General features: G+C 53.1%; 15 protein-coding genes and 1 riboswitch. Of the genes, 5 read left to right on the forward strand and 10 right to left on the reverse strand.

Annotated elements, in window-relative coordinates:
* Positions 1–67 precede the first annotated feature (67 nt).
* Positions 68–2,449, reverse strand: coding sequence for an ABC transporter permease (locus F0P93_RS21250; protein ID WP_150879662.1), 2,382 nt, complete (start codon positions 2,447–2,449; stop codon positions 68–70).
* Between the two features lie 54 nt (positions 2,450–2,503).
* On the opposite strand from F0P93_RS21250, the gene F0P93_RS21255 reads away from it, so the two are divergent.
* A complete protein-coding gene (locus F0P93_RS21255; RefSeq protein WP_114409862.1) occupies positions 2,504–2,953 on the forward strand; it encodes a hypothetical protein in 450 nt (149 codons plus the stop codon).
* Positions 2,954–2,987: 34 nt separating this feature from the next.
* Positions 2,988–3,431: a hypothetical protein gene (locus F0P93_RS21260; RefSeq protein WP_150879664.1), complete on the forward strand. Its 444-nt coding sequence runs from the start codon at positions 2,988–2,990 to the stop codon at positions 3,429–3,431.
* 95 nt (positions 3,432–3,526) lie between these two features.
* On the opposite strand, the gene F0P93_RS21265 is transcribed toward F0P93_RS21260, so the two are convergent.
* From F0P93_RS21265 to F0P93_RS21285, 5 genes are all read right to left on the reverse strand, one after another.
* Positions 3,527–5,944, reverse strand: coding sequence for an ABC transporter permease (locus tag F0P93_RS21265; RefSeq protein ID WP_150879666.1), 2,418 nt, complete (start codon positions 5,942–5,944; stop codon positions 3,527–3,529).
* Positions 5,945–6,013: 69 nt separating this feature from the next.
* Positions 6,014–8,362: an ABC transporter permease gene (locus F0P93_RS21270; protein ID WP_150879668.1), complete on the reverse strand. Its 2,349-nt coding sequence runs from the start codon at positions 8,360–8,362 to the stop codon at positions 6,014–6,016.
* A 151-nt stretch (positions 8,363–8,513) separates the two neighbouring features.
* Complete coding sequence (locus F0P93_RS21275; RefSeq protein ID WP_225309582.1) at positions 8,514–9,530, reverse strand: OmpA family protein; 1,017 nt, start codon at positions 9,528–9,530, stop codon at positions 8,514–8,516.
* Between the two features lie 466 nt (positions 9,531–9,996).
* Positions 9,997–12,375: an ABC transporter permease gene (locus tag F0P93_RS21280; protein WP_150879670.1), complete on the reverse strand. Its 2,379-nt coding sequence runs from the start codon at positions 12,373–12,375 to the stop codon at positions 9,997–9,999.
* A gap of 143 nt (positions 12,376–12,518) precedes the next feature.
* Entirely contained in the window at positions 12,519–14,957 is a 2,439-nt protein-coding gene (locus F0P93_RS21285) for an ABC transporter permease (RefSeq protein WP_150879672.1), read from the reverse strand.
* A gap of 277 nt (positions 14,958–15,234) precedes the next feature.
* Here F0P93_RS21285 and F0P93_RS21290 point away from each other — a divergent pair, with 277 nt between their 5' ends.
* Complete coding sequence (locus F0P93_RS21290; RefSeq protein WP_150879674.1) at positions 15,235–16,536, forward strand: M20/M25/M40 family metallo-hydrolase; 1,302 nt, start codon at positions 15,235–15,237, stop codon at positions 16,534–16,536.
* Between the two features lie 90 nt (positions 16,537–16,626).
* Positions 16,627–17,922 carry a sodium:proton antiporter NhaD gene (nhaD, locus tag F0P93_RS21295; protein ID WP_150879676.1) on the forward strand — a complete coding sequence of 432 codons (1,296 nt, stop codon included), beginning with the start codon at positions 16,627–16,629 and terminating at the stop codon, positions 17,920–17,922.
* Here nhaD and F0P93_RS21300 read toward each other — a convergent pair whose 3' ends face one another.
* The 4 genes from F0P93_RS21300 to thiM all read right to left on the reverse strand — a co-directional run bounded on the left by F0P93_RS21300 (position 17,923) and on the right by thiM (position 20,906).
* Entirely contained in the window at positions 17,923–18,573 is a 651-nt protein-coding gene (locus tag F0P93_RS21300; protein ID WP_150879678.1) for a TenA family protein, read from the reverse strand.
* Positions 18,570–19,391, reverse strand: coding sequence for a bifunctional hydroxymethylpyrimidine kinase/phosphomethylpyrimidine kinase (gene thiD, locus F0P93_RS21305; RefSeq protein ID WP_150879680.1), 822 nt, complete (start codon positions 19,389–19,391; stop codon positions 18,570–18,572). The genes F0P93_RS21300 and thiD overlap by 4 nt, the downstream gene beginning before the upstream one ends.
* Positions 19,388–20,014 (reverse strand): thiamine phosphate synthase, encoded by a 627-nt coding sequence (thiE, locus tag F0P93_RS21310; RefSeq protein WP_150879682.1) that lies wholly within the window; start codon positions 20,012–20,014, stop codon positions 19,388–19,390. Before thiE ends, thiD begins: the two co-directional genes overlap by 4 nt.
* A 103-nt stretch (positions 20,015–20,117) precedes the next feature.
* Positions 20,118–20,906 carry a hydroxyethylthiazole kinase gene (thiM, locus tag F0P93_RS21315; RefSeq protein WP_150879684.1) on the reverse strand — a complete coding sequence of 263 codons (789 nt, stop codon included), beginning with the start codon at positions 20,904–20,906 and terminating at the stop codon, positions 20,118–20,120.
* A gap of 84 nt (positions 20,907–20,990) precedes the next feature.
* A riboswitch (TPP riboswitch) is annotated at positions 20,991–21,083 on the reverse strand.
* Positions 21,084–21,216: 133 nt separating this feature from the next.
* Here thiM and F0P93_RS21320 point away from each other — a divergent pair.
* Positions 21,217–21,696, forward strand: a complete 480-nt coding sequence (locus tag F0P93_RS21320) for a Uma2 family endonuclease (protein ID WP_191908883.1) — start codon at positions 21,217–21,219, stop codon at positions 21,694–21,696.
* Positions 21,697–21,739: the final 43 nt, after the last annotated feature.

Below are 21,739 nucleotides of genomic sequence, written 5' to 3' on the forward strand. Positions count from 1 at the left end.
GTGATGAGTTAAGAGTGATGAGTTAAAAGCGTGCGTCAGCCAACTCATCACTCTTAACTCTCTTTTTTCATTCCGAACGAAGTGACGTAACCGGGTTCGTCAACGCGGCTTTCACCGACTGAACCGAAACCGTCAGCAGGGCAATCAGTCCGGCCAGACCGCCGGCCAGCGCAAACACCCACCAGGAAAGGTCGATTTTGTATTGGTATTCCTGCAAAAACCGGCTCATGGCGTACCAGCCAATGGGCGCAGCAATCACAAAAGCGACCAGAACCAGCTTCAGAAAGTCTTTCGACAACAGCGAGACGATGCTCGCGACGGTGGCGCCCAGCACCTTCCGAATTCCGATTTCCTTGGTGCGCTGCGTTACGACGAACGAGACCAGACCAAACAAACCCAGACAGCCGATCAGAATGCCGACGGCGGCAAAGAGCGTCAGGAAGTTGGTCAGTTTGCGTTCGTCGTCGTAGAACGCCCGGATGTCCTGATCGAGGAATTTGGCTTCAAAATAATAGTTCGGAAAAACCGCTTTCCAGTGCTGCTCAATGTATTGCAACGCTTTGGTCTGCTGCTTTGGATCGATCCGAATGCTGGCTTCCTGGAAATTCCAGTCGGCATACAGGAAAACGTGGGGAACAATAGACGACCGCAGGCTTTGCGAATGATAATCTTTGACGACACCCATCACCGTAAACGGCTGGTTTCCATCCAGATTAATCCGTTCGCCAATCGCTTTTTCAGGATTCGTATATCCCAAATCCCGGGCGGCTTTTTCGTTGATCATCGCGACCGTGTTCGTATCGACGCGGGTCCACGACCGACCGGCAAGCAGTGGAATTTTGAAGAAGTGGAAGTAATTCGTATCGACGTATTGCATCCGAAACTCGCCTGCTCCGTTGGGCAGATTCCGGTGATGAATCGTGCGCCACCACCAGTTGCGGTTGCTCGAGGGTGTGGTCAGGGCAAACGCCACATCCTTTATTTCCGGATGTTCCAGCAACTGCTGCCGAAACCGTTCCCGCAAAACCCCGTTGCTTCGCTCCGGCATGGTAACCGTCACAATCGCTTTTTTATCGAAACCCAGATCAGTTTCGTAGAAATACCGGATTTGTTTGCTGCCGATCAACGTGCAAATGACCAGCACCTGCGCAATCACAAATTGCGTTACAACCAGCGACGAGCGCAACGAAATCCCTTTGGGATTGGCGACATAAAACCGCCCCCGCAACACCTTCACCGGCTGAAAACCGGACAACACCAAGGCCGGATAGAAGCCCGCCAGCAGCGTTACGGCAACCCCCAAGCCCAGCAGAAATGCAATAGCTCCGGCGTCCCAAACGTTCGACAGTGCGACCTGCGTGTTGAGCAACTGGTCGGCGTACTGAATCAACTGCGTGGCCAGCAAACCGCCCAGGCCGATGGCGGCAAAAACCAGAAAAGCGGTTTCTCCGAAAAACTGCGCCATCAACTGTTTCCGGCTGCTGCCCAGCACTTTCCGAACGGCAATCTCGCGGCTCCGCTGAACTGCCTGAACCGTGGCCAGATTGACAAAGTTGATGCAGGCGATGATCACCAGAAACAGACCGATAGCCCCCAGCGTGTTGAGCATCCACTGCGGAATGACGTAATTGAACGGGTCGGGGTCGGTTTCCGTATTGCGATGTACCTCCCTAATCGGCAGAAGCTCGAATCCGGTCAGGGCGGAGTATTTCTGGTGCTGGATAGCCACTTTTTTGAGGGCGGCTTCGATGGCAGAAGGCGAAACACCCGGTTTCAGAACAACGTAGCCGTGGTGCATCGAATCGCCCCCGCCCCAGTATTCTTCGTTGGTATACTCGTGCGCAATGCGTTTCAGCGTCTCGCGGGAAGCCAGCACCTGAAACTGAAATTCCGAGTTGACCGGCGCTTTGCGAATGATGCCCGACACCACCAGATCCGTCTGATTATTGAACCGGATAATTTTGCCCATCGGGTCGCTTTCGTTGAAAAACCGCCGGGCCGTCGGTTCGTCCAGCACCACCTGATACGGCTGGCTAAGCGACTGCTGCGGAGAGCCTTTCACCCACTCCACATCGATCATTTCCAGAAACCGGGGTGGCGCAAAAAAGAGGTGTTTGACGTTAAAAAGCTGTTGCCCGACCCGCAATCCGTTGGAACTGTAGCCATAGGCATTGGCCGCATTTTCGACCCCCGGAATCTGCTCGTTGAGCGCCTTGATGACGCCGTGCGGAACGGAAGTGCCCTTTTCGCCGTACTTATCGACCGCAATGAGCCGGTATAGCCGGTCGGCTTTTTTGTGGTATGCATCGAAGCTGTATTCAAACCGCACAATCCAGAACAACACGATGGCAACGCCCAGTCCCAGGGTCAGCCCGGTGAGGTTGATAAGGGCGTAATTCCGGTTGCGAATCAGGCTGCGCCAGGTGGTTTTGAGGTAATTGCGAAGCATGTGCTTTTTCGGTATGTTTGTTTAATCAAATCAGTCTAACTTCTCTGAATAGCCATGTATATCCCTCCACCACGCGCCAGCAAGTTTTTTGTCAATGAAGATGAGATGGGCGTCAATGCGCCGGTCATTCACCAACGTATCATTGCAAAATTGACTATAGGCTTGGGAAATTTGTACCACGGCAACCACAGTATTCCGTTAGAACCCTTGCCCGAAATGATGTTGGATTTTACCTACAGCAGTCCAACACCGGATGTTATTTTATTTGATAATGAAGCCGATCAAACCCGCATCATTATTGAAATCTGTCATACTAGTGGTTTAAAACATGACCTTGCCAAAACGATTCGATTAATCGACGAAGATGATTATGGCGTCCTTGAAGGCTTTGTTTACAATTACAAAACCGATCAGTGGTTCCGGTATCGCAAAGGCGATGGCGGACTAACCGAACCCTCCTCCTTCTCCGAAATCCTGCAACTTGACCTGAATAGCTTTTTATGACTTTCCCATCGTGATCCCTTAAAACCGTAATAGTATGTATTTTCCATCCACCAATCCTCTATCCAGCGTTCATGAAGATCAGGGTGTTTGGGCGCCTGTCGATCACCAACGCGTTATTGCCAAGCTGATGATGGGGCTGGGCGTGCTTTTTCACCGCGAAAAAACCATCCATCTGGAACCCCTCCCCGAAACGATGCTCGATGAAGGCAAAGCCAGCCTCATACCGGATCTTTTACTACGCGACAATGAAACGGCTCAAACGCCAATCATTATCGAAGTATGTCATACCAACGGACTGCAAGGTGATCTGCATAAAGTTTTTCAGTTAATCGATCAGGGTTTTTACGGTATCCGCGAAGGATTCATTTACGATTACCGAACCGGCCAATGGTTCCGCTACCGCAAAGGCGACGGTGGCTTGACCGAAAATTCTTCCTTCTCCGAAATCCTGCAACTCGATTTGAATAGCTTTTTATAATAACGAATATTGAATAGCGAACTTCGAAGTAGCTCTGCGGACGCCCATTTCGATATTCGTTATTCAATATTCATTATTCTTTATTCCTTTCATTTTCATTCCGCCCGCAGGCTTTTTACCGGATTCATCAAAGCCGCCCGGATGCTCTGGAAACTGACCGTCACCAGCGCAATCGCAGTTGCCATCACACCCGCCAACGCAAACATCCACCACTCGATGTCAATTTTATACGCAAAATCCTGAAGCCACTGGTTTGTGAAATACCAGGCAATGGGCGCGGCAATCAGCAGGGCGATCAGCACCAGTTTCAGGAACTGGAACGAGAACAGCCCAAAAATGTGCGAAGTCGATGCGCCCAACGCTTTCCGAATGCCAACCTCCTTCGTCCGCGACTCCGCCATGAAAGCCACAACGCCGTATAAACCCAGACAGCCGATAAAAATGGCGATACCGGCCAGCAACCGGAACAAGGCATACAAGCGTTCCTCAGCCGCGTAAAAATCGGCGATGGTTTTGTCCAGGTAATCGTATTTAAACAGAAAATCCGGAAAAGTAGCCGCCCAGGCCGCTTCCACTTCCGCCAGCGTTTTGCTTACCTGCGCCGAATTACCCGACACTTTGATACCCAGACTTGAATAGGCATCCCGATGCGTAGTTAGAATACACGGCTCGGTTTCCTGATGCAGCGAAAACGTGTTGAAGTTCTTAATTACGCCGACGATGGGCAGCCGACGACCGTTCAGCAGAACCGTTTTGCCCAGAATCTCGTTGGGATTCTTCATGCCCAGCTTCGTCATAAACCGTTCGTTGACCAGCACTTCCCGCATCGTGTCGGCGGGCAGGTTGATCCGCCCGGCCATCAGTTTCAGCCCATACGTCCGGACGTAGGACGTGTCGGAAGGGCGCATGACGACGCCGTACTCCTCATCTTTTTCGCGGTTTTCATAGCGAAAACCGGTCCACCAGTTGCCCCGGGCCGAAGGCGATGAAATCCCGAAGCTCATTGAGCTGATGCCCGGCAAGCCCGTCAGTTTAGCCCGCAACGATTCCATTTTTCCCGGTTTTTTCTCCGGAATCGGAATCATCACGATGGCGTCTTTCTGAAAACCCAGATCGGCATTCCGGAAATAATCCATCTGGTTGTAAACGATCACGGTACCGATGATGAGCGTTTGCGAAATCGTGAACTGGAGCACAATCAGCGTCCGGCGAAGTGTCAACTGCCCGCTGCCCGAACCCCGAATCTTGCCTTTCAGGGCCAGAACCGGCTGATAACCCGACAAAACCAGGGCCGGATAGAAACCCGCCAAAACCGTGGTAAAGACCGCCAGCAACAGCAGGAAGCCCAGTACCAGCGGATCACTGAAGAGCGTTGTTTGGAGTTTAATGTTGAGTAAATCAGCCACTGATGCCAGCGAGAAATTGGCAATCAGCAAGGCCAGCAGAACGGCCAGACCCGTCAGGAAACCGGTTTCGCCCAGAAACTGCCGCACCAACTGCATCCGCGAACTGCCCAAAACCTTCCGCACACCCACTTCTTTCGACCGCCGGATGGCCTGCGCCGTGGCCAGATTGACGAAGTTGACACAGGCGGTTACCAGCAGAAAAAGCCCGATCAGCGCCATCGCCCAGATCATGGATCGGCTGATGGTTCGGCCACTGTAGTTACTCATTTCGGTGCTGTAGTGAATTTCCGTCAGCGGTTGCAGTTCAAATCGCTGGTTTTTAGCATCTTCCGCACTGACATATTTACGAAGAAAAGGCACCAGCTTCTGTTCCATTTGGGCCGCTGGCGTGGTTTCCGGCAATGTCAGATACAGTTGTGCGCCCGTGTAGGAAGAGACCCAGTCATCCCAATTGGTGTTGGCCCCGTATTCTTTCAGCGAAGCAAACGAGATGAGCATTTTGAACGGGATGCTGCTCGTGACCGGCGGGTTTTGCACCACGCCCGACACCAGAACGGTCAGCTTATTATCGATTTTCAGCGTGCGCCCCATCGGATCGGTGTCTCCAAAATACTTGCGGGCCAGTTCTTCCGTCAATACCACCGTACCCGGGCGGTTGAGTGCCGTGGCCGGATTCCCGCTGATCCACTGGTAGTCGAACAACCCGAAATACTCCGGCTCGACAAAAGCAGCCACCCCGCCCGTTTCCTGAAACCGGCGCACCGTTCCCTTCGCCCGCCCGTCTTCGGTTGCCACCAACGGGTTACGAACGTCATGAATAAGCGTTAGTTGGTGTTTCAGATCCGAAAAATCGTTTCGCATCGCAGCCAAAAACGGCAGCGGCATTCCCACATTAAAACCGTCTTGCGGTGCCGTATAGTGAGTCACCAGCCGGTAGGTCCGGTCGGCGTTGGCATGGTGCCGGTCGAAACTCCGTTCATACCGAACCACGATAAACAATAACATACAGCACGCCAGACTGAGCGCCAGGCCGACGACGTTGATGACGGAATAATTCCAGTTGCGCCGGAAAGCGCGGAGGGCGGTGGTGAAGTAACTTTCTAGCATTGTTGTTTGAATTATGCGTTCGGAATGAAGAGTTATGAGTGAAGAGTTGGCTGACGCACCCTTAACTCTTCATTCCGAACGAAGTGAGGTTACCGGATTCATGCGGGCGGCTTTGATCGACTGATAGCTCACGGTGAGGAAGGCGATGAAAACCGCCAGCACCCCGGCCACCGCAAACAGCCACCACGACAGGTCGACCCGGTATTGAAACGTGTCCAGCCATTGTGAAATCGCCCACCACGCCAGCGGAGAGGCCAGCAGCAGCGCGACCAGAACCAGTTTCAGGAAGTCTTTTGAAACCAGTGAGACAATGCTGGATACCGACGCACCCAACACTTTCCGAACGCCAATTTCTTTCATCCGCTGCTCCGCCGTGAAAGCCGCCAGCGCAAACAGTCCCAGACAGGAAATCAGGATGGCGAGTGTTCCAAAGTAATTGATGAGTGTATTGACCTGCTGTTCACCGCGGTACAGTTTCTCGTAGGCATCGTCCAGAAAATGATACTCAAACGGATAACTCGGATTAAATTTCCGCGTAACCCGTTCCAGTTCGTCGATGGCTTCGGTGGTTTTTCCCTTCTCCGTCCGTACCAGCAGATAGCTCGTATTGCCCGGAATCAGGGTTAAAATCAGGGGCGTAATCGGACTGTGCAACGATTGCAGGTGGAAATCTTTCATCAGTCCGATGATTGGGCCTTTGCCCATCCAGAAGCCGACCTGCTGGCCCACCGGATTCTTCATGCCCATCATTTTAGCGGCCGCTTCGTTGATGATGTACGACGCCGAATCGGCCTTGCGGGCACTCGAAAAATCCCGGCCCTCCACGAGCTGAATATTCATGGTCTTGATAAAATCATAGCCCACCGACATGGTCGCTGCATTCGAATTCTGATCCGGTTTTTGACCCGGCCAGGTCAAATCGCCGGAGGTAGACTCAATATTGACGGGTAAGCTCATCGTTACCGAGGCCGAAGCAATCGACGGTGTGCGAATCAGTTCCTGCCGAAAGGCCTCCATTTTCGCATAGGTATCCCCTTCCAGCGGTACGAAGAGGACATTTTCGCGGTCGAGACCCAGATTTTTAGTGCGGATATAGTCCATCTGATGCGCCACGGCCAGCATACCGATGATCAGAAAAATCGATAACGTAAATTGAAAAATAACCAGCGTCCGGCGAAACAAAACCGCTCCGGAACCAAACTTCAGGGTGCCTTTCAGAATGCGGATGGGTTGCAGCGACGACAGGAACAAAGCCGGATAACTGCCCGACACAAAACCGGTGATCAATACTAGAATCAGAATGCCCAGCCACAGCGTCGGGTCTGCCAGATTCAGCGTGAGGTGTTTGGAGAAAACGGCATTGAAGGTCGGCAAAACTACGCTCACGATGCTCAGGGCCAGAAAAACCGCCAACAGGCTCGTCAGTACCGACTCGCTCATGAACTGCCCGATCAGCGAAGACCGCAACGCGCCGACCACCTTCCGAACGCCCACTTCCTTCGCCCGCATGGCCGAGCGGGCCGTGGCCAGGTTCATGAAATTGACGCAGGCAATGAGCAGAATAAAGAGGGCTACCAATGCAAAAATCCGCACATATTCGATCTTGCCCCCAACGGCCTTTCCGTTCTCATATTTAGCGTATAAATGCACATCCTTCATGGGCTGAAGCGTTGGCACAGGCACTTCCTTCCAGTCGGTATTGCGTCGGTAAATCCCCTTCATTCCGGCTTCCGCTTTGGCCGGATCGGCCTTTGGGTCCAGCCGGACGAAGGTCATAAACGAGCTGTTGCCCCATTTTTTTTTCCAATCCTCCTCCTGCACGTCGTAATTGATGATCCAGTCGAACTGAAAAGTCGAGTTGCCGGGCAAATCTTCAATAACCGCGCCAACGGTATAATACGTTTTATTGTCAAATTGCAGGCGTTTTCCGAGCACCTGAGTCGTGCCGAAAAACTTCTCTGCCACCCTCCGCGTAATAATAATCTGATCCAGCTTCGAGTGCGCCACCAGTGGACTCCCGACAACGGCGGGATAATCGAAAAGCAGAAAAAAGTCTTTCGTTGCATAAAACCCCTGTTGCTTCACCGATTTCTCGCCCACTTTCAGGAGTTTTTCTTCCGGAAACTGCACTTTGGCCGCGTAGCGTACTTCCGGCACATCGCGTTTCAAAACCTCAGCCAGCGGGCCCGGTGTGACGGTATTGGTATAAATGATACCCTGATTGGTGCTATTGGTCCGTACGAAGAAAATGGTATCGAGATGGGGTAAAAACCGGTCGTAGCTCAACTCGTCATTCACCCAAAGACCAATCATCAGGCTGCACGACATACCGAGAGCCAGGCCAAAAATGTTGATAAAAGAAAAGAGCTTGTTTTTCAGCAGGCTCCGCCAGGCAATTTTAAGGTAGCTCGTTAGCATCGGTTTCAGCAGAATAGAAAGACGTATCTGTGCTTACTCCCAAATGGCATACCAGAATCAGTAAGACATTCACAATCAATTTCTTACTGGAAAGCAAATAAAATAAAATGTCCGCAAACGGACGGTTTTCCGGCCATTTGCGGACAAGGGATTATTTCACACTGAACTCGACCCGGCGGTTTTTCGCCCGGCCCTCTTCCGTCGTATTGTCGGCGATGGGCTGGGTTCCGCCGTAACCTTTGGTTGCAATTCGCCCGTCGGCAACGCCGTTCCTAATCAGGTACGTCGTAATGACTTTGGCCCGGTTTTCGGACAATGCCAGATTCAGGCGCGGATCACCCACATTATCCGTATGGCCGCTAATTTCAATTCGGAGGGTTGGGTTCTTCGTCATCGCCCGCACCAGTTTATCCAGTTCTGCGTACGATTCCGGCAAGAGACGGTATTCGCTTTGCGCAAAGAACACCTGATTCAGCACCAGTTTATCCCCCGTTTTCAAGCCTTCAAAACGCTCCGGCGTTTTAACCGGAACGCGGGTGACCGTATCTTTCGGAGTCGCTCGTACAACCGGCGGTTTACGGGCCACTGCGGGTTGAACGTTGGGTTTTACCGCCACCGGTTTAGGCACGACCTTCGGCGCAGCGGGTTTTGGCGGCTGAAAGTCGGGCCTGAACAGATAGTTACCGGTAACGGGGCTGGGTGCGGTTTGGTTGGGTGGTATCCAAAACAAACTGATGCTTCCTCCCAGCGGATCATTGAAAAAATCGACCCGCAAGTCGTAGTACTGACCCGCTTTCAGATAAACATCGCCTTTAAAGGTCTGATTATCATTTAATCGCCACACGTCGATCACCTTCTTGCCCCCCACCCAAAGGCGGATTCCATCGTCTACCGTAGCCGTAAATTTATAAACGCCGGTCGTGGGTGCATACAATTTCCCGGTCCATCGAACGGAGTAATACGAGCGCCCAAGCCCCGGCCCCGGTCGGCGGCCCTCCCAATCAAAATCGATCTGCGGATCCATCCGGGTGAACACTTTTCGTTCGAAGTTCGTACCATCGAAATAGTCTCCCCTTAATCCATTTCCTGCCGTAGCTGTCGATTGACCATTGGCACTTTGCACCACAAACAGGCCGATCATCCCCCCAATCAAACACCTCGCGACCATAGCTTCAGCAGTTAAGTTTCGGATGTATTAAAGATAAATGCGAGCGGTTTTTAATGGTTTCGTTTTGGTACAGACGGCTGTTATTCCGTTAAGAATGAAGAGGTAAGATGGAAGCGCCCGTTCGGTGAAGGATAGAAGGCGTCGTTCGGGTGAAGGCCGGAGGCCTTTTAATAGAAAGCGAGTCGCCCCTTTAAAGAAGTATGACGGGAGTGCTCGTGCAGAATGGAAGGCGTCGTTCGGGTGAAGGCCGGAGGCCTTGCCTGTCAATAGAAAGCGGTTCGCCCATTTACCGATAGCTCCGGAGGAGCGGTCTGAGCGTGTCTTTTAGGCCGCTCCTCCGGAGCTTCGACTACCCAGGGTTCATTTATTACTATTAACAGGAAAGGCCTCCGGCCTTCACCCGAACGACGCCTTCCATTCTTCACCCGAATGACGCCTTCCATTCTGTACGGGCGCTTCCATCTTTTCATTCCGACCGCAGCGAGGTCACCGGATTCATCAAAGCGGCTTTGATGCTTTGGAACGAAACCGTCAGCAGCGCAATCAGAATCGCCAGCCCGCCCGCCAGCACAAACACCCCGACGCTCAGGCTAATGCGGTAATCAAACTGTGAGAGCCAGTCGTTCAGGAAATAAGCCGCCAGGGGTGATGCCAGCAGACAGGCGACGATCACCAGCCCGACAAACTCGCGGGACAACAACCCCCATAAACTCACGACGCTGGCCCCCAGCACCTTGCGAATCCCGACTTCTTTGGTCCTTTGTTCGGCGAGAGAAGCCGCCAGCCCAAATAGCCCGAGGCAGGCAATGAAAACGGCCAGAACCGCAAACACGCCCGCCAGTTTGCCGATCAGTTCTTCCTGTTTAAACTTGCGGTTGTAGGCATCGTCGACAAACTGGTAATCGAAGGGGAAAGCCGGGTTGAATTTCTGAAAAATCGGTTCGATCCGCGCCAGGGCTTCGGTCGTGTTGAGATTCGCAGCCAACCGAAAAATCACGTAACGTTCAAACGGACGGCCGGTGATCAGAATGAGCGGATTGACGGGCGTATACGGCGATTCGATGATCGAATTTTCGACCACGCCGACGATTCGCAGCTTTGTGCCGGGGTCCCAGACAAAACTCAACTCCTGGTTCAGCGGATTCTTCAGCCGCATGGCTTTCACGGCTGCTTCGTTTAGAATGGCCGATACCGAATCCGTGCCGTTGGCATAAAAATCGCGACCAGTTTTCAGTTCAATTCCCATCGTTTTCAGATAATCCGGCGAAGCGGCAATCAGGTTGAGCCGCATGATTTCGTCGGGGGCTTTGCCCGACCAGTCCACCCGCGTGTCGCCCGTGATGGTGGTGGCCGGACTCGACGCTTTCGTCACGCTTTCCACCGCGCCAGAACCCAGCAACGCATTCCGAACAGCCTCGTAATTCCGGTTCAGATCGTTGGTTAGCGAAACCGTTAGCAACCGATCGGGATTATAGCCGATCGGGCGGTTTTTCGCGTATTGAATTTGTTGGTAGACCAAGATAGCACTGATGATGAAGGCAATACAGCCCGTAAACTGAGCGACCACCAGCACCTTGCGCGGCCAGTTCGCGTTTCGCCCAACGCGAACGCTGCCTTTCAACACCCGCACGGCCTTGAACGACGACAGGTAAAAAGCCGGATAACTCCCCGCCAAAACGCCCGTCAGCACCGTAAAGCCCAGCGACAGCAGCCAGAAACCAGGTTTGGCCCACGGAAACGAAAGTTGTTTCTGAGTGATTTCGTTGAAAACCGGTAGAAAGAGCAACGCCAAAACCAACGCCAGCACGAGCGCCAGACCGGCAATCAGCAAGGATTCGCTCAGAAACTGGCCAACGAGCTGCGACCGAAACGAGCCAACGGCCTTCCGAACACCCACTTCTTTCGCCCGTTTTTCGGACCGGGCGGTGGCCAGGTTCATGAAATTGATGCAGGCAATCAGCAAAACCGCCAGACCAACGATGCCGAAAAGCCGCACGTAGCGAATGAAACCGCCGGTATTTTTGCCGTTCTCGAACTCGCCGTATAAATGCCATTTTTCAACCGGGTGCAGGAAAGCCTCAAAAACCGATTCCGGGTTATGCCGCTTGATCAGGCCCCGCAGTTTTTGGTTGACCTTCGCAGGATCCGCATTCGGATGCAGTTCGACCAGGTATTCGATAACGTTGTTGTTCCAGTTGGTCCGGCTGCTTTCAATCCAGGGCGCATTGGCTTCCAGGTGACTAAACGGGACCAGAAAATGAAAATCCCAGGCGGTGTTGGTCGGGAGCTTTTTCAAAACACCGGTCACTTTCAGGTCAAACGCGTCGTTAAGCCGAACGGTTTTCCCCATCGGGTCCGTCTGGCCAAACAGGGCGTTGGCGGTTTGTTCGGTCAGGACAATGGAATTCGGGTCCTGCAACGCCGTCGCCGAACTGCCCTGCCTCATCGGCAGATCGAACAGCTGTAAAAACGCTTTTCCGACATTCTGGCCTTTGCGAATCAGCTTTTTATCTCCAACTTTCAAGCCGTCTTCGGCTCGCAAATTGGTATTCAGCGATTCAACAACCCGCTTGAACTCCGGAATTTCGGTTCGCAGCACATTTCCCAGCGGGAGAGCGCCGTTGGCCTGGGTGGTGGTTTCGCCGTTGGCGGTCCGGTTGAGCATAATCCGGTACAGATTCGCTTCGTTTTTATAAAACCGGTCGAAGGTCAGTTCGTCCCAGACCCAGATGCCGATCAGCATGGCAACCGCCATGCCGACGGCCAAACCCAGGATGTTAATCAAGCTGAACCCCTTGTTTTTACGCAGATTGCGCCAGGCGATTTTGAAGTAATTTTGAAGCATAAGCTGTTCGTCCTTGATGGTGTTTCAAGGTACGGACAACCCACAAAAGTAGGGCGTTAAAAAAAGTTAAGAGTGAAGAGTTAAGAATGAAGAGTTGGCTGACGCATACATAACTCTTCATTCTTAACTCTTCACTCTTAATTCTATTCCGAACGAAGTGAGGAAACCGGATTCATCAAAGCCGCCTTGATGCTTTGGAACGAAATGGTTGCCAGCGCCACCAGCACGGCGGTTCCGCCCGCCAACCCGAAGACCCACCATTCCAGATCAACCTTGTACTCGAAATTCTGCAACCACTGCCGGGTGGCATACCAGGCAATGGGCGAAGCAATCAGAAACGCGATCAGCACCAGCTTCATGAAATCTTTCGACAGCAGCGTCACGATGCTGCCCACCGAAGCACCCAGCACTTTCCGGACACCGATTTCTTTCGTCCGTTGCTCGGTCATAAACGTTGCCAGTCCGAACAGACCCAGGCAGGCAATGAAAATCGCCAGCAGCGACGCCGTGACGAAAATCTTCCCGTATTGCTGCTCGGTCTGGTATTGCTGGTTGTAATTCTCGTCAACGAAAAAGAATTCAAAGGGATTGCCGGGGTAGGTCGCTTTGTAAAGCCGCTCCAGAGCTCCCATTTTCGCCTGAATCTGATCAGTGCCCAACTGAATGGTGAGCCAGTTCCCGTAGCGGCTGGGCATGAAAATAATCGGATCGATGGCTTCCCGAAGCGACTGGTGGTGGTAGTCTTTCACAACCCCCACAATTTCAAAGGCTTGCCCCCAGTTGATGATTTTCCCCACCGCGTCGGCCGCCGACGGGAAGCCCAGACGCCGGGCACCCGTCTCGTTCACCATCAGTTTGCCACTTTTCACGTAACCAGCCTCGCATTCGGTAGTCAGAAAATTCCGACCGGCCGCCAGGGCAATACCATACGTCGTCAAGTACCGGTGATCGATGAAACCCATCGAATACACGATTTTGTCAGCCTCTGCCTGCGGATTTTGCTTGACAATACCGCTGGTCGAGAAATTGTAAAAATTCCCCGGTACGGTTCCCGAACTGGAAAAATTTTTGATGGAAGGTACTTGTTCCAGCTCGTGTTGAAAAGCCGCCGTCCGCGCTTGAAACGACTCGTCTTTTCCGACTTCCGGGCCGTGAATCACGACACGTTGCTCCAAACTGACGCCCAGATGCTGGTTTTGCATAAACTGCAACTGCCGGTACAGCACGAACGTGCAAATGATGAGGACCACCGACACGCTGAATTGAAAAACAACCAGCGATTTCCGCAGCGAGCCGCCTTTGGCACGGTTGCCAAAGGCGCCTTTCAAGGTCTGAAGTGGCTGGAAAGAGGATAACGCAAAAGCCGTATATCCGCCCGACGCCAGCGCACCGACAAGCAACAGGCACAATCCGATTAGCCAGAAACTATTGGAAGTCAGAATACGGAGCGACAATTCTTTTTTAATTAGTTCATTGAATACGGTTTGCAAGCCGCTGATCAGCAGAATCGCCAGACCAAAACCAAGCAGGTTGAGCAGGAACGATTCGCCCAGAAACTGGCCGATCAACTGTCGCTGACCAGCGCCAACGACTTTCCGCACGCCCACTTCTTTCGCCCGTTTCAAGGCCCCCGCCGTCGAGAGGTTGATGTAGTTGAACCAGGCAATCGCCAGAATCAGCACGGCAATCCCGCCCAGCAAGTAGACAAAAGCCAGCTTGCCCGTGGTCGGATACGGATCGCTGAGCGACGCACCCAGGTGGATGGTCGCGGCCGGTTGCAACACCATCCGGTTCTCGTCCGGCGGGCGGATTTTCTGCTTCAACTGATCAAATTTATCCTCCAGTTTTCGGGTATCCGTGCCTTCGGGCAATTGCAGATACGTCATCAGGTACGACCCGTCGAAACTGTCAAGCCGCGCCCAGTCGTTGCCGTTGAGGTTGGCCGGGTTCGCCAGCGTTTGCAGCGAAAACACCATACCAAACTGCATATCCGAATTTTGGGGCATGTCGGCATAAACCGCCGAAACTGTAAAAGGCGTTGTTCCAAACTGATTGTTCATCGTCACCAATTGCCCCAGCGCCTTCGCATCGCCAAAATACTTCCGGGCGTAGGATTCGGACACGGCTACCGTATTGGGCCGGGTCAGCGCGGTGGCAGCATCGCCCTGAAGGAGCGGAAACGTGAACAGGGTAAAAAAACTGGCATCGGCATAGGCGACGTCGGTTTCCCGGAAGGCCTTCGGCGACAGGCGGTTTTTCCCATCAGAAGCCGAAACGATACCGGAGATCGAATTGTCGACCACCCGGCAATACGTTTTCACTTCGGGAAATTGCTGCTTCATCAGCGTTGCCACCGCCGGAGCCATATCCGGCCAGACCTCGCCGGCTTTGTTCTGCCACAACATCCGGTAGAGCGTCGGCAGGTTGGCATGGAATCCGTTGACGCTTTTCTCAAAACTGATGTACTCCAGAATCAGCACAAAAGCGGCAATGCCGAGCGCCAGCCCGGCCATATTGACGCCCGAAAAAACCTTGTTTTTCCAAAGGTTTCGAAACGCAATTTTGAAGTAGTTTTTGAGCATGGTCGTTTAGGTTTCTAAAATGGATGACTTATTCAGTCCAAACGCTGTACCAGAAAGAATAAACTCCTGATTATAAAATAATTACATTACAGACAAAAAGCATTTTGTCCGCAAACGGACGACCTGTTTTCCGCTTTCGGACAAGCCTGTAAAAACGTATATGGCGACGTATAGAGGTACCCATAACGAAGCCGGTATTTGCAGCCACAATGGCGATTTCTGGGTTAGAATTGCTATTTTTAGGCCATCTCCACGGTTTTCCTTCATCACAAAATCCATGACGCATCTTTTCAAAGCAGCGGTTTTTAGCTTCGTAATTATTTTCACCTATTCGCATGCCCTCCACGCGCAGGAGTCTGTTGCCGTCGAGAAACGCTACACGGATGAAATCAAAACCCTGGCAAATCGCCCGGCGGTGAAGGCGGTTTTTCAACATTTTGTGGCGTGGGAACCGCAGACGAAGCAGGACCTGATTACACTCACCGAAACCCCGGCTCCCCCTTTCAAGGAATCGGTGAAAGCCAAAAAATATGCCGCCATGCTGAAAGAAGCGGGCGTCGATTCGGTCTGGATCGACGAAATCGGGAATGTGATCGGCAAACGCAAAGGCCGCTCCGGCCAGAAAACCGTGGTGGTCGAAGCACATCTGGACACGGTTTTTCCGGAAGGCACCGACGTGAAAGTAAAGCAAAAAGGTGACACGCTCTACGCGCCCGGTGTCGGCGACGACACCCGGGGGTTGGTGGCCATTCTGACGGTTTTGAAAGGATTGGAAAAGGCGAAGATCGAAACCGACGCGGATGTCTGGTTTGTCGGGGCCGTGGGCGAAGAAGGCCTGGGCGACTTGCGGGGTGTCAAGCATCTGTTCAAAACGAACGGTTCCAAAATCAACTCATACATCGCCGTCGATGGCGACGGCATCAGCGAAATTGTTCACCGCGGTCTGGGTTCCTACCGCTACCGGATCACGTTCAAAGGGCCGGGCGGGCATTCCTACGGCGCGTTCGGCATCGTGAATCCGCACAGTGCGCTCGGAAAAGCTATTTATTATTTCACCAACGAAGCCGATAAATTCACGCGGCAGGGCATCAAAACCACCTACAGCGTCAGTGTCATCGGCGGAGGCACGTCGGTGAATGCCATTCCGTTTGAGTCGTGGATGGAAATCGACATGCGCTCCGAAAGCCCCGAACGGCTCAAGGGCATCGATCAGTTGCTGCAAGCCGCCGTTCAACGGGCGTTGAAAGAAGAAAATGGACTGAAACGCAGCGGCCCCGATCTGACGGTCGAGGTGAAGAAAATCGGCGACCGTCCTTCCGGCAAAATCGAGCCGACGGTGCCGCTGGTGCAACGGGCAATGGCGGTTTCCAAACACCTGGGTGCCACGCCCCAACTGGATGTTTCCTCGACCAATGCCAACACGCCGATTTCGCTGGGCGTTCCTGCCGTCACGATTGGCAGCGGTGGCAAGGGCGGAAACGTCCATGCGCTGAACGAATGGTGGCTGAACGACCAGGGCGTTCTGGGCCTTCAAAACGTCCTGCTGGTGTTGCTGGCCGAAGCCGGTGTAGCCAACTAGCCGACGCATTCTAAGCATAATCTAATCGTCCGGTTTCGCCCTAACTACCACGTTTACATTACCTTTGGGTTGGACAAGTCCATCCGCTGCATGACCACACTCATCATCCTCGTTTTCGTAATTGGGTATCTTTTAATTACGCTCGAACATCCCATCCGGCTCAACAAAACCGCTACGGCCCTCATTACGGGCGTGCTTTGCTGGACCCTCTACATCCTGCATGTTCCGGAACCGGAGCCGGTGCTGGAGCGTCTGGGGCACCATCTTGCCGAAATTGCCCAGATTCTGTTCTTCCTGATGGGCGCCATGACCATTGTGGAGCTGATCGATATTCACGATGGCTTTTCCATCATCACCGACCGCATTGCCAGCCGCAATGCGCGGGTTTTGCTCTGGCTGATTTGCGGGCTGACGTTCTTCCTGTCGGCCATGCTCGACAACCTGGCTTCGGCCATCGTGATGGTTTCGGTCACCCGCAAACTGGTGAAAGACCCGGAACAACGGCGGCTGATGGCCGGTATGATCATCATTTCCGCCAATGCCGGGGGCGCCTGGTCACCCATCGGCGACGTCACCACCACCATGCTCTGGATTGGCGGCCAGGTCACGACGATGAACATCATTTCGCAACTGTTTCTGCCCAGTTTGGTCTGTTTGCTGGTGCCGCTGGTGTGGCTGACTTTCACCATCAAACCGACCTCCGAAACCGAAATTGCCACGACGAAAAAAGGCATCAGCCGCCCCTACGTTACCCCGCTTCAACGGCGCGACCGGCGCATTATGTTTGCCACCGGATTAACCGCCATTCTCTTTGTTCCGATCTTCAAAACCGTCACCCACCTCCCGCCCTACATGGCCATGATGCTGGCCTTAGGAGCCGTTTGGGTGGTTTCGGAGATTATTCATGCCGATAAAGATGAAGAACACCGCCAGCGATTTACGGCGGCTTATGCCCTCAGTAAAATCGACATTCCCAGTATTTTATTCTTTCTGGGCATTTTACTGGCCGTCGGTGCCCTGCAATCGACTGAAATTCTTTCGCGTGTGGCTTTCGCACTCGATGAAGCTGTCGGCGATCTCGACCTCATTGTAATGATCATCGGGGTGGCATCGGCCATTGTCGACAACGTCCCGATTGTGGCGGCAGCGATGGGCATGTATGATCTGACGACCTACCCGGCCGATGCCAAACTCTGGGAATTTCTGGCCTACTGCGCCGGAACGGGCGGCAGTCTGCTCGTCATTGGCTCAGCCGCCGGAGTGGCGGTTATGGGCATGGAAAAGCTGGAATTTGGCTGGTATCTGCGCCGGATCAGCGGACTTGCCTTGCTGGGCTACATCGCCGGTGCTTTGACCTACTTTGCCGTCTACGGACTCACACACTGATCAAACCGGCCAGTTCTCCCGACGGTAGGCGCTATCCCAGAAACTGTATTCCAGCCGGGACGAGGTCAGATAGGCTTCGGTCATGCGGTTTTTGGTGGATTCGGAAGCCTGTTCGCCCAGACGGTCGCAGATGGCAAGGGCTTTGTTCACGGCTACGCCAAACTCCTCCCCGGCGTAGGCATCGATCCAGTTCTGATAGGGATTGGGCGTGGTCTGGTTGGCGTAAATAAAATCCCCGACCCGTTTGTAAATCCAGAAACAGGGCAGCAGCGCGGCTACAGCCACTTCGTAGGACTCGAACGTGCTGGTAGCCAGCAGGTAATTCGTATACGCAAAACAGCCCGGTGCCTTGCCGCTGGTGAACCCGATGTTGTACGCAGCAAAGTAACTTTCGTGCAGCGCGCGTTCTACCAGAATGGCGTTTTGGGCAAATTGCAGAAACTCCAGCAACTCTTCACTCGTCGAAGACCGGGTTCCCGCAACAGCCAGCGCCCTCGCAAAATCTGCCAGATAGAGCGAATCCTGGTAAATATAAAACGTGAACGTTTCCACCGGTAACGTCCCGGTTTTTAGTTCTTCATTAAAGGGATGCGCCTGTATTTTTTCGTACACCGGCAACGCGGCATTCCAGAGCTGTTCCGTGAATTTCATGACCGGATTACCAGGGGTTTTGGAGAAAAGGAATGATTCAAAGGGCCGGAACCGCGCCCGGTGGTGACGTCTTTTCCAGCCCGAATAGCCTCGGATATATACGCTTTCGCTAGTGAAACGGCCTCGGTCAGCGCGTATCCCAATGCCAGATGCGTGGCAATCGCCGACGAAAGCGTACACCCCGTCCCGTGGACATTCCTGCTTTCGATGTAGTCCGACTCAAAAACCTGCGTTGGTTCATCCCGAACCGCCAGCACATCATACAACCGGGCCGCAATGAGGTGACCGCCTTTCAGCAAAACCGCCCGACAGCCCTGATCGATCAATTCTTCGGCCGCTTCCTGCATCTGCTCAACCGATTCGATCGGTTTTTTCAGCAGAATCCGGGCTTCGTCCAGGTTGGGGGTAATCAGGGTAGCGCGCGGAAAAAGCTGATTTTTCAGGACGTCAACGGTTTCGTCCAGAATCAGTTTCGCTCCGCTCGTGGCCACCATCACCGGATCAAAAACCACAAACGGCGGCTGAAACCGATCCAGAACGTCGGCAATGACCTCCACCACGTCAACGGTATTGATCATCCCGATTTTGACGGCGTCGATGGTGATGTCCTCAAAAACCGCTTCGAGCTGTTCTTGCAGAAAAACCGCCGGAACCGCGTGAATGGCCCGAACGCCCTGCGTATTCTGGGCCGTCAGCGCGGTAATGGCCGAGGTTCCGTAGGCCCCCAATGCTGCAATCGTCTTCAAATCAGCCTGAATACCGGCCCCTCCGCCACTGTCCGAACCCGCAATGGTCAACACCGTTGGATAGCGTTTCATCGTTTTTTCACTCCGGTTTGTAACGTTTTCTTCAATTTAAAAGCCGCCGTCCGGGGCGATTCGGCACTACAGATCGCGGAAATAACCGCAATGCCGTCGGCTCCGTTTTCAATCGCTTCGGCGGTATTCAGTACATTCAACCCACCGATGACCACCAGCGGATGGCGGCTGTTGGCCCGAACCCACTGCAAACCGGCCAGCCCCCACGGTTCGGCATGATCGGTTTTGGAAGGCGTTGCGTACAACGGACTTAACGCCAGATAGGAAAGATCCCAATCCTCGGCTTCCTGAACGTGCTCTTTCGTTTCAGCCGATAAGCCGATGATTTTACCGGGTGGTAGCAGGGCGCGTACGGTTTCGTACGACATGTCGCTCTGCCCGATGTGAACACCGTCGGCATCGCTGGCCAGCGCCACATCGACCCGGTCGTTGATAATCAGCGGAACATTATGCGGTTTTAACAACGCCTTCAGACGGATCGCCCGATCCACAAAAGCCCGCGTGCCGAGCGATTTTTCACGCAATTGCACCATTGTCACCCCGCCTTTGACGGCTTCTTCAACGACCCAAAAGAGATCCCGGCCCAGGCAAGCGGTTTCGTCGGTTACTAAATAGAGTTGCATGTTTCTAGATGAAAGAGGTGAGACAAGAGAATAAAGACGAGGATTCCGACTGACCCGGTTTTCATGGTCTCTTGTCTCACTTCTCTACTCTTTTCTCTGTTTCTTATCGAATCCGCGCCAGTTCAACCAGTTTTTCGGGGGCCAATTCAGCCAGCGCATCCAGAAACGCGATCTGGAAACTACCGGGCGCGGTGGCTTTGCTGAAAGCCAGTTGCCCGCAAACGCCCATCGTTGCGGCAGCCGACACGGCCGCCTGAAACGAATCCGGCTGAACGGCACAAAACGCACCCGCAATCGCCGAAGCCGAGCAGCCCATGCCCGTCACCTTCGTCATGAGCGGATGGCCGTTTTCCACGTACGCAACGCGGTTTTTCTGCACAATGACATCGATGGCTCCGCTGACGCTGACGACACAACCCAACCGCTCGCTGAGGGAGTGGGCCGCGTCCAGACTGCTCATGGACGATGCCGTACTGTCGACGCCTTTGGTCTGCCCGCCCAAACCGGCCAGCGCCAGAATTTCGGACGCATTGCCGCGAATCACCGTCGGCGCAGCGGTTTCCAGCAGTTCGGACAAGACGGTATTTCGGTAGCCCGTCGCGCCCGCACCGACCGGGTCCAGCACGATGGATTTTCCGAGGTCGGCGGCTTTTTTCATCGCCAGTTTCATGGCCTGCACCCAGGGTGCCGAGAGCGTCCCGATGTTGATGACCAGTGCGCCGGCAATGCCGGCCATTTCTTCCACTTCTTCGATGGCGTGGGCCATCACCGGTGAAGCGCCGACGGCCAGCAGGGCGTTGGCCGTGTAGTTCATCACCACGTAATTGGTGATGTTATGCACCAGCGGAGCCGTGGCCCGCAGGGCGTTTAAATCGTGTTCGAGGGTATTCACAACGTACCGGGTTTTGACGTGAGCAAAAGCTGAATGGACGCGTGGGTGCGTTTCCCGGTACGGAAATCAAAAAGAAAGAAGCAAGCGCTCTCTCCAGCTTTTCCCTACGACAGTCTCAACTGTGTCAGGTTCGAAGGGTATTATCTCAGTCCGCACGGGACACCCCCAAAGCCATTCATGGCCGCTAAAATAGCGGTTTAAAGTTAGGTCCGAAAGTGATTTTTCGTTTTTCTCGTCAGCAGGAATGATGAGTAGGCGGTTTACTCTGTTAAGCCAGGATAAAAGTATATTTGGAAAACTTACATTGATTATGAAAGCCACTGCTGACCAAAAACTTTCTAATCAGGAATCCGAGGACACAAAAGTGTCAAGCCGGAACCATTCTAAGCTACAAAGTCAGTTGGCTTTTTTACTGCGTTTGTCATACCGGACGCAATACAGTGTTCTAACCAATTTAGACCTTAGCTTTGCCAATGGCAAAATTAGTCCCGATCTATGCATCTTTCCCAAGCAAACCGCGGATTGGCTGAATGATGAACCAATCGTTCACGATGTTCCGCTGACTATTATTGAGATTCTTTTTCCTGATCAAAGTCTAAATAGTCTGCTCGAACGGATTTATAAAAAACATTTTCCAGCCGGTGTCAAAACCGTCTGGCTAATCATACCAGCGCTGCAAATCGTTTCCATTTTGTTGCCCAACCGCAAACAGATCAATTTTACGGAAGGGACGATTACCGATCCCGAAACCGGTATTCAGCTTCAGTTAGCTGAGATTTTTGAAGGATAAAGCAGGGGTATTGAGTTCAGATAGCCATTCCAATTAACCTAAA

The sequence above is a fragment of the Larkinella humicola genome, from assembly GCF_008727875.1.
Classification (GTDB): domain Bacteria; phylum Bacteroidota; class Bacteroidia; order Cytophagales; family Spirosomataceae; genus Larkinella; species Larkinella humicola.

Bases quoted from the DNA above. Each gene is read 5' to 3' on its own strand.
- thiE (WP_150879682.1), bottom strand. From the start codon at position 20,014: ATGCAACTCTATTTAGTAACCGACGAAACCGCTTGCCTGGGCCGGGAT.
- F0P93_RS21260 (WP_150879664.1), top strand. From the start codon at position 2,988: ATGTATTTTCCATCCACCAATCCTCTATCCAGCGTTCATGAAGATCAG.
- F0P93_RS21290 (WP_150879674.1), top strand. From the start codon at position 15,235: ATGACGCATCTTTTCAAAGCAGCGGTTTTTAGCTTCGTAATTATTTTC.
- F0P93_RS21275 (WP_225309582.1), bottom strand. From the start codon at position 9,530: ATGGTCGCGAGGTGTTTGATTGGGGGGATGATCGGCCTGTTTGTGGTG.
- nhaD (WP_150879676.1), top strand. From the start codon at position 16,627: ATGACCACACTCATCATCCTCGTTTTCGTAATTGGGTATCTTTTAATT.
- F0P93_RS21285 (WP_150879672.1), bottom strand. From the start codon at position 14,957: ATGCTCAAAAACTACTTCAAAATTGCGTTTCGAAACCTTTGGAAAAAC.
- F0P93_RS21255 (WP_114409862.1), top strand. From the start codon at position 2,504: ATGTATATCCCTCCACCACGCGCCAGCAAGTTTTTTGTCAATGAAGAT.
- F0P93_RS21270 (WP_150879668.1), bottom strand. From the start codon at position 8,362: ATGCTAACGAGCTACCTTAAAATTGCCTGGCGGAGCCTGCTGAAAAAC.
- F0P93_RS21250 (WP_150879662.1), bottom strand. From the start codon at position 2,449: ATGCTTCGCAATTACCTCAAAACCACCTGGCGCAGCCTGATTCGCAAC.
- thiD (WP_150879680.1), bottom strand. From the start codon at position 19,391: ATGAAACGCTATCCAACGGTGTTGACCATTGCGGGTTCGGACAGTGGC.
- F0P93_RS21265 (WP_150879666.1), bottom strand. From the start codon at position 5,944: ATGCTAGAAAGTTACTTCACCACCGCCCTCCGCGCTTTCCGGCGCAAC.
- F0P93_RS21320 (WP_191908883.1), top strand. From the start codon at position 21,217: ATGAAAGCCACTGCTGACCAAAAACTTTCTAATCAGGAATCCGAGGAC.
- F0P93_RS21280 (WP_150879670.1), bottom strand. From the start codon at position 12,375: ATGCTTCAAAATTACTTCAAAATCGCCTGGCGCAATCTGCGTAAAAAC.
- F0P93_RS21300 (WP_150879678.1), bottom strand. From the start codon at position 18,573: ATGAAATTCACGGAACAGCTCTGGAATGCCGCGTTGCCGGTGTACGAA.